Source organism: Micromonospora sp. AB353, assembly GCF_049538395.1.
GTDB classification, from domain to species: Bacteria; Actinomycetota; Actinomycetes; order Mycobacteriales; family Micromonosporaceae; genus Micromonospora; species Micromonospora aurantiaca.
The window spans coordinates 99,008-111,102 of record NZ_JBMVFV010000009.1; the positions used below are offsets into that span (position 1 = coordinate 99,008).

14 protein-coding genes and 1 pseudogene are annotated in these 12,095 nt (G+C 73.8%); 8 read left to right on the forward strand and 7 right to left on the reverse strand.

Going from position 1 to position 12,095, the window contains the following annotated elements; genetic code table 11:
• Positions 1-143: 143 nt before the first annotated feature.
• The 4 genes from ACPCK6_RS07180 to ACPCK6_RS07195 all read left to right on the forward strand — a co-directional run bounded on the left by ACPCK6_RS07180 (position 144) and on the right by ACPCK6_RS07195 (position 3,704).
• The gene (locus tag ACPCK6_RS07180) at positions 144-929 is read left to right on the forward strand and encodes a DeoR/GlpR family DNA-binding transcription regulator (protein ID WP_013288879.1); all 786 of its coding nucleotides are present in this window, start codon (positions 144-146) and stop codon (positions 927-929) included.
• Between the two features lie 141 nt (positions 930-1,070).
• Positions 1,071-2,069, forward strand: coding sequence for an ATP-binding cassette domain-containing protein (locus tag ACPCK6_RS07185; protein WP_423480687.1), 999 nt, complete (start codon positions 1,071-1,073; stop codon positions 2,067-2,069).
• Positions 2,066-3,079, forward strand: coding sequence for an ABC transporter permease subunit (locus ACPCK6_RS07190; protein ID WP_396880943.1), 1,014 nt, complete (start codon positions 2,066-2,068; stop codon positions 3,077-3,079). The genes ACPCK6_RS07185 and ACPCK6_RS07190 overlap by 4 nt, the downstream gene beginning before the upstream one ends.
• Before the next feature lie 136 nt (positions 3,080-3,215).
• A complete protein-coding gene (locus tag ACPCK6_RS07195; protein WP_423480688.1) occupies positions 3,216-3,704 on the forward strand; it encodes a DUF3263 domain-containing protein in 489 nt (162 codons plus the stop codon).
• Between the two features lie 6 nt (positions 3,705-3,710).
• Here the strand turns inward: ACPCK6_RS07195 and ACPCK6_RS07200 are convergent, their stop codons facing one another.
• Positions 3,711-3,923 carry a hypothetical protein gene (locus ACPCK6_RS07200; protein WP_013288875.1) on the reverse strand — a complete coding sequence of 71 codons (213 nt, stop codon included), beginning with the start codon at positions 3,921-3,923 and terminating at the stop codon, positions 3,711-3,713.
• Positions 3,924-4,074: 151 nt separating this feature from the next.
• Between ACPCK6_RS07200 and ACPCK6_RS07205 the strand changes: the two genes are divergently transcribed.
• The 4 genes from ACPCK6_RS07205 to ACPCK6_RS07220 all read left to right on the forward strand — a co-directional run bounded on the left by ACPCK6_RS07205 (position 4,075) and on the right by ACPCK6_RS07220 (position 7,277).
• Positions 4,075-4,977, forward strand: a complete 903-nt coding sequence (locus ACPCK6_RS07205) for a hypothetical protein (RefSeq protein WP_423480689.1) — start codon at positions 4,075-4,077, stop codon at positions 4,975-4,977.
• A 150-nt stretch (positions 4,978-5,127) separates the two neighbouring features.
• Complete coding sequence (locus tag ACPCK6_RS07210) at positions 5,128-5,637, forward strand: GNAT family N-acetyltransferase (protein ID WP_396880946.1); 510 nt, start codon at positions 5,128-5,130, stop codon at positions 5,635-5,637.
• 149 nt (positions 5,638-5,786) lie between these two features.
• Positions 5,787-6,242, forward strand: coding sequence for a hypothetical protein (locus tag ACPCK6_RS07215; RefSeq protein ID WP_423480690.1), 456 nt, complete (start codon positions 5,787-5,789; stop codon positions 6,240-6,242).
• 3 nt (positions 6,243-6,245) lie between these two features.
• On the forward strand, positions 6,246-7,277 hold the full coding sequence (locus tag ACPCK6_RS07220) for an SRPBCC family protein (RefSeq protein WP_423480691.1): 1,032 nt from the start codon (positions 6,246-6,248) through the stop codon (positions 7,275-7,277).
• Positions 7,278-7,295: 18 nt separating this feature from the next.
• Here the strand turns inward: ACPCK6_RS07220 and ACPCK6_RS07225 are convergent, their stop codons facing one another.
• The 6 genes and pseudogenes from ACPCK6_RS07225 to ACPCK6_RS07250 form a co-directional block, all read right to left on the reverse strand.
• On the reverse strand, positions 7,296-9,536 hold the full coding sequence (locus tag ACPCK6_RS07225) for an AAA family ATPase (protein WP_423480692.1): 2,241 nt from the start codon (positions 9,534-9,536) through the stop codon (positions 7,296-7,298).
• Between the two features lie 36 nt (positions 9,537-9,572).
• A complete protein-coding gene (locus ACPCK6_RS07230; protein ID WP_423480693.1) occupies positions 9,573-10,067 on the reverse strand; it encodes a hypothetical protein in 495 nt (164 codons plus the stop codon).
• A 45-nt stretch (positions 10,068-10,112) separates the two neighbouring features.
• The gene (locus tag ACPCK6_RS07235) at positions 10,113-10,874 is read right to left on the reverse strand and encodes a GTP-binding protein (protein WP_013288868.1); all 762 of its coding nucleotides are present in this window, start codon (positions 10,872-10,874) and stop codon (positions 10,113-10,115) included.
• Positions 10,852-11,301, reverse strand: coding sequence for a DUF742 domain-containing protein (locus ACPCK6_RS07240; RefSeq protein WP_018787957.1), 450 nt, complete (start codon positions 11,299-11,301; stop codon positions 10,852-10,854). Before ACPCK6_RS07240 ends, ACPCK6_RS07235 begins: the two co-directional genes overlap by 23 nt.
• The gene (locus ACPCK6_RS07245) at positions 11,298-11,762 is read right to left on the reverse strand and encodes a roadblock/LC7 domain-containing protein (protein ID WP_013288866.1); all 465 of its coding nucleotides are present in this window, start codon (positions 11,760-11,762) and stop codon (positions 11,298-11,300) included. The genes ACPCK6_RS07240 and ACPCK6_RS07245 overlap by 4 nt, the downstream gene beginning before the upstream one ends.
• A pseudogene (locus tag ACPCK6_RS07250) lies at positions 11,759-12,095 on the reverse strand (histidine kinase); the annotation flags it as partial. The pseudogene ACPCK6_RS07250 and the gene ACPCK6_RS07245, both read right to left, overlap by 4 nt.

The window sequence follows — 12,095 nt, forward strand, 5'->3', positions numbered from 1 at the left end:
GCGCGTCATTCTGCGCGAAACCTGGTGGTCGTGGCAACCGTCTCCCTGTTCGCGCAGAGCAGGGTTTTGCGCGGACCCATTTTCGCGCACTAGTGTGCACGCAACCGATCACCGTTCACGCACAGTCTGGGGAGGGCCCCGCGGTGGACCGCTACGCGCGCTGGAACGCGCTGCTGGAGATGCTGACCGACAGCGGCCGCGTCAGCGTCGAGGAGGCGGCCGGGCGGCTCGACGTCTCCCAGGCCACCATCCGGCGCGACTTCGACCAGCTGGCCCAGCAGCAGATGATCACCCGTACCCGGGGTGGCGCGGTCGCCAACGGCGTCTCCTATGACCTGCCGCTGCGCTACAAGACCGCGAAACACTCGGCCGAGAAGCAGCGGATCGGCACCGCCGCCGCCGCGCTCGTGTCGCCGGGCACCGTCGTCGGTCTCAACGGCGGCACCACGAGCACCGAGGTGGCGCGGGCGCTCGCCGTCCGCCCGGATCTCAACACCAGCGCCGAGGGCGCCCAGCTCACAGTGGTCACGAACGCGCTGAACATCGCCAACGAGCTGCTGGTGCGCTCGCGGATGAAGGTGGTGGTGGCCGGCGGCGTGGTCCGGCCGAAGTCGTTCGAGCTGGTCGGCCCGCTCGGCGGGGCGCTGCTGCGCGAGGTCACGCTGGACGTGGCGCTGCTCGGCGTGGACGCGATCGACCCGCAGCTCGGCGCCGCCGCGCACCACGAGGGCGAGGCGGCCATGAACAGCCTCATGGTGGCCCGGGCCAAGCGGGTCGTCGTGATAGCCGACTCGTCGAAGCTCGGCGGGCACGCGTTCGCCCGGATCTGCCCGGTGGACCGGGTCGAGACGCTGGTGACCGACTCCGGCGCGTCGCCGGACGTGGTGGCGGCGTTCCGTGAGGCGGGCGTCCACGTCGTCTGCGCCTGACGCGCAAGGAAGGGCCCCTTCTTAACGCCTGCGGTAGAGGAGGGGCCCCTTTTAACGCGCCGACACTGCATACCGGGTATTGCCTTCCGGTGCATACCGCGTATGGTGTCGCTGACGCCTACTTATCGGGGGAGGTCAGCTGTGTCGGCTGTCCTGGAGATCGAAGGTCTCCGCAAGACGTACCGGAGCCGGAAACGCGGGGTTCGCCACGCGCTCGACGGCTTCGACATGCGAGTGGAAGCCGGTCAGGTGCACGGCTTCCTCGGCCCGAACGGTTCGGGCAAGACCACCACGCTGCGGACGCTGCTCGGCCTGATCAAGCCGAACGGCGGCCGGATGGCCATCCTCGGCCAGGAGTTGCCGCACGCGCTGCCGGCGGTCGCCGGTCAGGTGGGCGCCATCGTGGAGAGTCCGCAGTTCTTCCCGCACTTCACCGCCCGGGACACGCTCGGCCTGCTCGCCCAGGCCGGTGAGCTGCCCAAGCAGCGCGTGGACGAGGTGCTGGAGCTGGTCGGGCTGCGCGACCGGGCCGGCGAGCGGGTCAAGACCTACTCGCTCGGCATGAAGCAGCGCCTCGCGGTCGCCTCCGCGCTGCTCAAGAACCCCAAGCTGCTGATCCTCGACGAGCCGGCGAACGGCCTCGACCCGGGCGGCATCCGGGAGATGCGCGGGCTGATGCGGGAGCTGTCCGAGGCCGGGATGACAGTGGTGCTCTCCAGCCACATCCTGGGCGAGATCCAGCTCATCTGCGACTCGGTCACCATCATCTCGCTCGGCCGCCGGGTCGCGTTCGGGCCTGTCGACCAGGTGCTCGCCGCCCACTCCCAGGGCGCCGTGCGGGTACGCCTGGAGGCGGTCGACGACCTGCCGCAGGCCGCCGACGCGCTCACCCGGGCCGGGGTCCACGTGGCCGCCGAGCCGGACCACCTGATGCTGTCCGGCGTGGACAAGCCGGCCACCGTCAGCCGGTTGCTCGCCGAGCAGGGCCTGTACGTCAGCGAGCTCACCCCGGTCGCTGTCGACCTGGAGAGCGTCTTCCTCGAACTGACCGCCACCGCGCCGGTCCCCGGCCAGCACCGTCAGGTCGATCAGTCCGCCAAGGTCGACCAGACCGGCACCGCAGGAGGTTGGGGCGCATGAGCCTGTTCGTCACCGAGCTGCGCCGGCTCGGCAAGCGCCGGGTGACCCGGCTGATGCTCGTGCTGCTGGTGCTCGGCCTGGCCACCGTCGCGACCGCGTTCAGCTTCTCCAGCGAGAAGCTCTCGCCCGTCGTGGTGGCCGAGGCCGAGGCCAAGGCGAACAACGACTACCAGTCCGCGATGACGGACTGGAAGCGCACCATCGCGGAGTGCGAGGCGGCTCAGGCGCGCGGCGAGAAGACCGAGGAACGGTACGGCCCGAACTGCGGCAAGGACTACCAGCCGCAGCCCGACATGTTCGAGGCGAAGTGGTACCTGCCGTACCAGTTCGACTTCCGGGCCGAGTTCCCCCTGTTCATCGCCGTGTTCGCCGCCTCCGTGGCGCTGTTCGGCTTCATCGTCGGCGCCTCCTTCGTGGGCGCCGAGTGGAACACCGGCGGAATGATGAACCTGCTGCTCTGGCGGCCGAAACGGCTGACCGTGCTGGGCACGAAGCTGGCCGCCCTGCTCACCACCGTGTTCGGTTTGACAGTGGTGCTCGGCGCGCTCTGGACGGCGGCGTTCTGGCTGATCGCCAGCCAGCGCGGCAGCACCGCGAAGATGACCGCCGGAGTGTGGCAGTCGATCGGGCTGGACGGTCTGCGGGCGCTGGGGATGACGCTGCTCGTGGCGGCGGTCGGGTTCGCGCTGGCTTCGCTCGGCCGGCACACGGCGATGGCGCTCGGCGCGGCGGTGGGCATCTTCGCGGTGAGCGAGATCGGCATCCGGATCGCGGTGGCGGTGCTCGGCGTCCAGTTCGGTGACCGGTACGTGCTGTCCACGTACGCCCAGTCGTGGTTCCTGAAGCAGGCGGAGCTGTTCGACTACGACACCTGCCAGTTCTCCCAGGGCGCCTGCGAGCCTGCGACGTACGTCGTCACCTGGCAGCAGTCGGCGGTGGTGTTCGGCGTGGCGCTGGTGGGTGCGGTGGTGGCCGCGTTCTGGGCGATGCGGCGTCGGGACATCGCCTGACCTGGTCCGCGCCGCCGGCTCCCCCCGGCGGCGCGGACCCCGCGTCCGATGCGGCCGGGGGCGGCCCTGGTTACGCTGGGGCTCCCCCGGCCGGCGCGCTCCGCGTGCCGGTCACCCGCCGTCGGAGAGGAGCGCCATGTCCGCCGACGCCTCGCAGCGGGCCGCCGTCGACCGGTCCGGCCCGGCAGCGGGTACGCGCCACGCGGGCGGGACCGTTCCGCCGCCGCGCACCGCTCCGCCCGTCGAGTCCACGGCACCCTCGGAGCCGTCGGAGTCCGCTCGGCCCGCCGAACCTGTCACGGCCGTGCCCGCCTCGCCGCCCGTCGAGTCCGCCGCGCCCGTCGAGCAGGCCGGTCCGGATGCGGCGGACGCGGCCGGTGCGGGCCCGACGCCGGCCGGCCTCACCGAGCGGGAGCAGCGGATCCTCGCCTTCGAGGCGCAGTGGTGGAAGCACGCCGGCGCCAAGGAGCAGGCCATCCGGGACACCTTCGGGCTCTCCGCGACCCGCTACTACCAACTCCTCAACGCCCTGCTCGACCACCCGGCCGCGCTCGCCTCCGAGCCGGTGCTGATCGGCCGGCTGCGCCGGCTGCGGTCGTCGCGCGCCCGCAACCGGCGTCGTTGACCGGCGTCACTTCTCGTACGTGCGCAGCCCGTTGCCGATGGCGAAGAACGTGGGCGCCCACTCGCCGATGAAGATGCCCCAGCGGTCCGCCCGCGCCACCCCGGCGCGCTCCATGTGCTTGGAGAGGAACCAGCTGGTGACCGAGAGGCCGATGCTGACGAATCCGGCGAGGTAGGCGTGCTCCGCCCGGATGCCGCCCTCGTGCAACCGCTCCAACATCTCGTACCCCCTGTCACCGGGACCGACCCGGTCGCGTTCGACGCTACCGAAGGTGCGGGGAAGATGACGCACGGTTACCACGATCGGGGTCGGCGGCGGATGACCCGGCGCGGTCCGGGTAGGCGGCCGGAGACGAGAACGGAGGCCGACGATGGGGGCACCAGACCGCAGGTACGCGATCGGCAGCAGCCCGGCCCGCCCGGCCGCGCAGGCGCCGGTGATGCGGGTGCGTTCCGCCTCCGACCCGGCCCCCGGCCGGCCGGAGAACGAGGACGTGGTCTTCCGGTTCGGCCCGCTCGTGGGCGTCCTCGACGGGGCCACGGTGCCCGAGGGCTTCGACACCGGCTGCGCGCACGGCCCCGCCTGGTACGTCCGCCACCTGGCTGCCCGGATCGGCCTGGCGGTCGCGGCCCGTCCCGCCGCCACGCTGATGAGCAGCCTCGCGGCGGCGATCCTCGCGGTACGGGCCGACCACGGCGGGACGTGCGACCTCGACCATCCCGGCACCCCGTCGTCCACCGTCTGCCTGCTGCGGGCCGGCGGCGACCGGGTCGACTACCTGGTGCTCTGCGACAGCCCGCTGGTGCTCGACACCGACCGCGGGATCGAGGTGGTCACCGACGACCGGCTCGCGGACGCGGTGGCGGACCTGCGTCGCAGCGCCGCCGCGCTGCCCGACGGCGAGACCGACCCGGCGACCCGGTTCCGGCGCGCGACGACTGTGCAGCGGACCCGGATGAACCGCACCCACGGCTACTGGGCGGCGGCGAGCGACCCGGATGCGGCGTACCACGCGCTGACCGGGACGCTTCCGCTGCGCGGTCCGGGTGCGCTGCGGCGGGCCGCGCTGCTCAGCGACGGCGCTTCCTGCGCTGTCGACCAGTTCGGCCTGTTCGACTGGGCCGGGCTGCTGGAGGTGCTGACGGTGGAGGGCCCGGACGGGCTGATCGACCGGGTCCGGGTGGCCGAGCGGGACCACCCGGACCGGCTGCGGCGACGCAAGCGCACCGACGACGCGTCGGCCGTGCTCTGCGAGTTCGACAGCTGGCCGTGACCACGCTCACGCCGGAACGTCCGGTCGGATGACAACGCAGCGTGAGGCGGGAACACCCCCGGGGTACGACCGGACGAGGCGGTCGGCCATAGCGGCAATCCCTCCCCAAAGGGGTGGACGGCCCGGACCACGCGCGGCAGACTGCGCGACGTGACGGGTGCTGTACGGCTGGAGCCGGTGGACGAACGGAACCTGGAACCGTTGCTCTCCGTAGCGGCGGCTGAGGCGGAACCGGAGGACGTCATGCCTCCGGTGGACGCCCCGGCGGGCTGGTCGCTGGCCCGCCGTGACGCGTTCCGCGAGTTCCACCGCGCCAGCCTCGGCGGCCTGAACGGCCCGACCGGCACGGCCATGTACGCGATCGTCTCCGGCGGTGAGGTCGTCGGCATGGTGCGGATGACCCGCCGGGACGAGCCGGGGACCGTGGAGACCGGCATGTGGCTCGGCCGGTCGGCGCGGGGCCGGGGCCTCGGTGCCGCCGCGCTGCGGCAGCTGCTGCACGCCGCCGCCGCGGCCGGGATGCACACGGTGGTCGCGGACACCACGCCGGACAACGCGGGCGCGATCTCGGTGCTGCGCAAGTGCGGCGCGGAACTGCGTACGGAGGACGGCAGACTGCACGCCCGGATGTCCCTGGACTCGGCCCTGCCGATCCGCTGACCCGTTTCGTTCCCCGATCACGTTTCTCCTGCTCAGAGCTGTATCGGTGGTCGGTTTCGTGCTCCTGCGGAAGTGTTTTGCCGAGGGGGTGACGGGTACTGCCCGCGTCTCCGGGGCCCGACTTCCCCGGGGAGCGCGGAGGAGAGCGGATGAAGAGCGGATCACGTGTGGCGTTCGCCGTCGGGTTCGGTTACCTGCTGGGTCGCCGGAAGAAGATGCGTACCGCGTTGACGCTCGCGGCGGCGGTCGCCGCCGGGCGGGCCAGCCGGCGCCCGGGTGGCCTGAAGCAGCTCGGCGCGGACCTGATGGCCGCGAACCCGCAGCTGCGCAACCTCGGCGGGCTGGCACCGCCGCTGGTGGCCGCGGGCCGGGCGGCCGCGACCGCCGCCGCCGGCAACGGCATCGACGCGATCGGCGGGCGACTGCGCGAGGGCGCCGGCGCGTTGCGCCGCAAGACCGGCGCGGGCCGGCCCGACGCCGAGCGTGCCGCGCCGCACGGGAACGGTGCCAAGCCGGGCGCCGAGCGTTCCGCGCCGGATGAGGAGCAGGAGCTGGACGACCAGCCCGCCGCGCCGGTGCCGGCCCGAGCCGATCGGGGGCGGTGAGCCGTGGCGACGGGCAGCCTGGCCGATCGGGCCCGCGACCAGATCGGCGGCGAGCTGCACAATCTCGCCACCGCCCTCGGCGAACGGGCCGTGCAGGTGGTCACCGACCGGGTCACCGACGCCACCGGACGCCTGAGCGAGTACGCGAAGCGGGGCGGCGACCCGGGCCTGGTCGCCGCCGCCACCGGTGCGCAACGGCTCGCCGAGGGTGCCTCGCCGATGACTGCCATGGTCAAGGCCGGCCTGGCCGGCGGTAAGGAGAAGCTGATGGCGGCGTTCGGTCGCAGGCGTGGCCGGGACGGCGGCCAGAAGCTCAAGGTCACGAACATCGTCGAAACGGTCGAGGTCGGCGTGCCGGTCCGGGTCGCCTACAACCAGTGGACGACGTTCGGCGACTTCCCGAGCTTCATGAAGAAGGTCGAGCAGGCCGACTGCGGCGCCGACGAGAGGATGACCTGGAAGGCGCAGGTGCTCTGGTCGCACCGGAGCTGGGAGTCGACGATCGTCCGGCAGATCCCGGACCGGCTCATCCACTGGCGGTCGAAGGGCGAGAAGGGCTCGGTCGACGGCACGGTCAGCTTCCACGAGGTCGGCCCGGAGCTGACCCGCATCCTGGTCGTGCTGGAGTACCACCCGCAGGGTTTCTTCGAGCACACCGGCAACCTGTGGCGGGCCCAGGGCCGCCGGGTCCGGCTGGAGCTGAAGCACTTCGTCCGGCACGTGATGACCCGGACCGTGCTCGACCCGGACGCGGTCGAGGGCTGGCGCGGCGAGATCGAGGACTCCCAGGTGGTCAAGGACCACGAGACCGCGCTGCGGGAGGAACGGGGGAACGCCGGGCCGGCGGACGACGAGTACGCCGCCTACGACGAGGGCAACGACTTCGACGACGACGAGTACGCCGGCGAGCCGGTCCTGACCGAGCCGGAGCGAGCCCGCAGCCGGACGGCACGCGGGCAGGGCGAACCCGAGCGCCGCCGCCGTGTCCCGCAGCGGCCCCGCCGCCCGGCCGTCCGCCGCCGCGACGAGCGGTGACCGGAGGCGGCCGGTCCGTCAGGACCGGCCGGCGGCGTACGACTCCAGGTGCGCGAGCTGCACCGGGTCCAGGGACGGGCGGACGCGGTTCCGGGCCGCCTCGACGTGCGCGGCCGTCACGGTGCTCGCCTGCAGCGACTCCCGCATGGCTGCCAGCGCCGCCTCCCGGACCAGCGCGGCGCAGTCGGCGGCGGAGAAGCCGTCCAGCTCGGCGCCGAGCGCGTCGAGGTCCACGTCCGGCGCGAGCGGGACGTCCCGGGCCGAGGCGCGGAGGATCTCCGTGCGGGCCGGACCGTCCGGCGGCGGCACGTAGACCAGCCGTTCCAGCCGGCCGGGACGCAGCAGCGCCGGGTCGACCAGCTCGGGGCGGTTCGTGGCGCCGACCACCACCACGTTGCGCAGCGCCTCCACCCCGTCCAGTTCGGTCAGCAGCGCCGCCACCACCCGGTCGGTCGTACCGCCGTCGGTGGCCTGCCCGCGTACCGGGGCCAGCGCGTCCACCTCGTCGAGGAACACCAGCGTGGGCGCGGCCTGGCGGGCGCGGCGGAACAGCTCCCGGACCGCCCGCTCGCTCTCACCCACCCACTTCGAGAGCAGCTCCGCGCCCTTCACCGACAGCACGTTCGCCCGCCCGGAGCCGGCCAGCGCGGTCACCAGATAGGTCTTGCCGCAGCCGGGCGGACCGTAGAGCAGCACCCCGCGCGGCGGCGTCACGCCCAGCCGGGCGAACGTGTCCGGGTAGGTGAGCGGCCACAGCACCGACTCGGTGAGCGTCTGCTTGACCTCGTGCAGCCCGCCCACGTCGTCCAGCGTCACCGACGCCAGCTCCAGCGTGGACACGGACATCGTGGTCGGCCGGACCACCTCCAGCGCGGCGGTGAAGTCGGCCATCGCCACCGTCGGCGTCTCCGCCGTCTTCTGGCGCAGCGCCGCGCGTACCCCGGCTTCGCGGACCAGCGCCGCCAGGTCCGCCGCGACGAAACCGGGGGTACGGCCGGCCACCTCGTCCAGCCGGACGTCACCGGCGAGCGGCACCTCACGGGTCAGCACCGTCAACTGTTCCCGGCGCAGCGCCGCGTCGGGCAGCGGCACGGTGATCCGCAGCGCGAGCAGGTCCGGGCCGCGCAGCGCCGGATCGACCGCCTCGGGGCGTCCGCTGGTGCACACCACTGCGGCACCGGCCCGCAGCGTCTCGGCCACCACCTGCCGGAACACGGTGGCCAGCGGGCCCGGCTCGTCGGCCGGGGCGATCGACTCCACGTCGGTGACAAGCAGCACGGCGGGACCACCGGCGCGTACCGCCGAGGCCGCCTCGCGCAGCCGGCGGGCCGCCGCGTCGTTGCTGAGCGCGGCCAGCTCCGGCGCCCAGAGCGGCCGTACGCCCGCGCCGACCTTGGCGGCGACGGCACGCACCAGCGCCGACTTGCCCGAGCCCGCCGGGCCCTCCACGAGCACACCGAGCGAGACGGTGGTGCCGAGCCGGCCCAACACCTCACGGTGGTGGAAGCCCAGGTCCAGCAGCTCCGTCAGCTCCTCGGCCTGGGCGCGCAGGCCGGGCAGCTCGTCCACGTCGGGCGCGTCCTCCGGGCCGAGCAGATCCCCGTCGGGATCCGTCCCGGGCGGCGTGGCGGGGGCGGAGACGCGTGCGGTGGAGGCGGAGGACGCCGGGCCGGAGCCGCGGGTGGCGGAACCGTGTTCCCAGCCCACCACCGTGTCCATGGTGACGAGCGCGCCGACCGCCGGTTCGGCCGACACGACGGTGAGCAGCGTGCTCGTCCAGGCGTACCCGACGGAACTCGCCAGACTGCGCCGCGCGGCCTCGATCAGGCCGCGCACGGCGGCGTCCGGCAGCACGTCCTGCGGCAGCAGCGAGACGTCGTCCCCGGCGGTGACCACCTTGCCGAGCAGCGCGAGCCGCAGCATCTCCGGCGGGACCGCGGCGACCACAGCGGCCGGGCCGGACACGGTGAGCCGGCGTGCCGGGGCCACCGGCAGCGGGCTCACCGTGACCTGGCCGCCGGCCCGCAGGCCGAGATTGCCCAGCAGCAGGTCGTCGGCGTGCAGCAGGGCGCCGCTGGTGCTCGGCTCGGCGGCGGCAGCGATGCCGGCGGTGACCCGGCGGCCGGTCAGGCGGACCGGGTCGCCGGGGCGCAGCGCCAACGCGGTGAGCACCTCGGGATGCAGGCGCACCACGCCGCGGCGGGCGTCGAGCGCGGCCGGCCGCAGCGTCGCGGTCAGGGTCAGGTCGGGTTCGGCCACCCGCCGACAGTAGCCGCCCCGATCATCGGGTGCCGGTCAGCGCGGGCCCGGATCGTCCAGCAGCGAGGGGTCGCGCCGGATCATCTCGGCCAGCCGGGCCGCCGGGTCGGACTCCAGCGGATCGTGGCCAGGCGCCGGCACCGTCTTCACCGACATTGGCCACGCCGGCGGCGGCGCGGGCGGCGCCGCCGGCCCCACCGTCACCGCCGTGCCGGACCAGGAAACCCGCAGCGGGTACGCCTGCTCGCCCAGTTCCACCCGCAGCGTCACGGCCAGCCCCGGGTGCTCGGCCACCACCCGCCGGACCGCCTCGGCGACCTCCTCGACCGGGTCACGCCGCGCCGGCGTCTCACCACCGCGCAGCCGGTACGCGCCGTGCCCCGCCCGCCCGTCGCCCGGCTCGTCCGCCGCCTCCGCGGGTACGTCCCGCTCGGGCGTCCCGGCCGGCTCGCCGGGCATCGGTGCCCGGCGGCGTAGCGCTTCCTCGCGCCGTGCCATCCGGGCCAGTGTCTCGTCCAGATCACCTCTCATGGCGTCCACCCCTTCGCCAGACAACGGATCGAAACGACTGCCGGTTCAGCCTGCCCGGGATCGGGTGGCCCGGTCCAGCGCGCGGTCCAGGACGACGAGCAGGGCGTCCCGCACCGAGAGGCGGTCCCGGGCGTCGAACTGCACCAGCGGCACGTGCTCACCGATCGCCAGCGCCCAGCGGATCGACGGCAGGTCCAGGGCCAGCCGGCCGTCGAAGGCGTTGACGCCCACCGCGAACGGCAGCCCGGACCGCTCGAAGAAGTCGATCGCCGGGTAGCAGTCGTCGAGCCGGGCGCTGTCCACCACCACGAGCGCGCCGAGCGCGCCCCGGGCCAGGTCGTCCCACATGAACCCGAAGCGCGCCTGTCCGGGCGTACCGAAGAGGTAGAGCTTCAGGCTGCGGTCGATGGTCACGCAGCCGAAGTCCATGGCCACTGTGGTGGTGGTCTTGCCGGCGACCCCGCCCGGGTCGTCGATGCCGATGCCGGCGGTGGTCATCTCCGCCTCGGTGGTCAGCGGCGCGATCTCGGAGATCGCACCGACTGTGGTGGTCTTGCCGACCCCGAATCCGCCAGCGATGAGGATCTTGACCGGGATCGGCGGCCGGGGCGCCGGCACCCGGCTGACGATCGGGGCCGGCTCGGCCGGCGGCACACCCGGCGGCAGGTACGGCAGCGGCGGCGTGGGCGGGGGCGGCGTGGCCCGGCCGATCAGCGGCGCCGGGCCGCCGTAGCGGCTCGGGGCGCTGTTCGCGGCCGGCCCGCCCGTGGCGGCCGCCGGCCATTCAGGAGATCGCACGAAGTCCATCAATCACTCGCAGGATGATGTCGGGATCGAGGGCGTCGTCGACGTCCGCGACGTGCACGTCGAGATGGCCAGCGGCCCGGAGGTCGCCGACCAGCACCCGGGTCACCCCGAAGTGCATCCGGGTCCGGGCGGAGATCTCGGCCACCGAGACGGGCTCGGCGCAGATCGCGACGATCGCCGCCAGCTCCGGGGCCAACCGGGCGGTCACCGCCCACGAGGTGCTGCCCGGACGAGCGGTGACCTGGGTCTCCAGGCCGATCGCCGGGTCACCGTCCACCCGTCCGGAGGTCAGCACGAAGGGGCGTGGGCCGGTCGGCTCCCCGTCGCCCGCGTCCGGCTCCGGCACCGGAGCGGACGCGTTCAGGAAGGGGCGGATCCGGACGCCGGGCTCCGGCTCCGGGTCCGCGCCGGCGGCCCCTGGGATCATTGCTGTACGGCGTTCTTCAGCTCGGCGATCAGACGCGGACTCAGAGCCCCGCCGGCGCGTCCGGCGAACAGCGTCATCTCGTACGCCACGGTGCCCAGGTTCGCCGTGCGGTCGGCGACGACGCCGAGGACCGAGCCGCTGCTGATCGCGCTGATCAGCAGGTATCCCTCGGCCATGTCGACGATCACCCGGTTGAGCGCGCCGAGCGCGTACCAGCTCGCGGCGCCCCCGGCGAGGCTGGTCATGCCGGAGACCACGGCGGCGAGCCGTTCCGCGTTGGACCGGTCCTTGATCGCGGACATGGCCATCAGCAGCCCGTCCGAGGAGACCGCGATCGCCTCCATCACCCCGGCGGTGCTGGAGGTGAACGAGTCGAGCAGCCAGTTGAAGGTGCGTGCCTCGGGACTGAGGTCGCCGGTGGTGCTCTGTTCGACGTTCTCGTGGAGGAAGGGGCTGGTCACCGTGATGGGTCCTCTTCGTAGCGGCGGTCGGTACTGACTTCGCGCAGAGCACGGGCGACGCCCGCCTCGAATTCGCTGATCCGGTTGCGGACCTCGACGGGATCGCCGGGGTCGGAACTGGTGGGGGGCGCGGACTGTGCCGGGGAGACGGACAGGTTCGCGCCGGGCACCCGGCGGCTGAGCCGGGGCCGTTCCGTCGCCGGGGGCGTGGGATCGACAGCGCCCTCGGCCCGCCGTACCCCGTCCTGGAACGCCTCGACCAGGGCCCGGACGCTCGACGGATCCGCCGGGACGCCGATCAGCGGACCGCCGGTGGCCGGTCCGGCCGGTCCG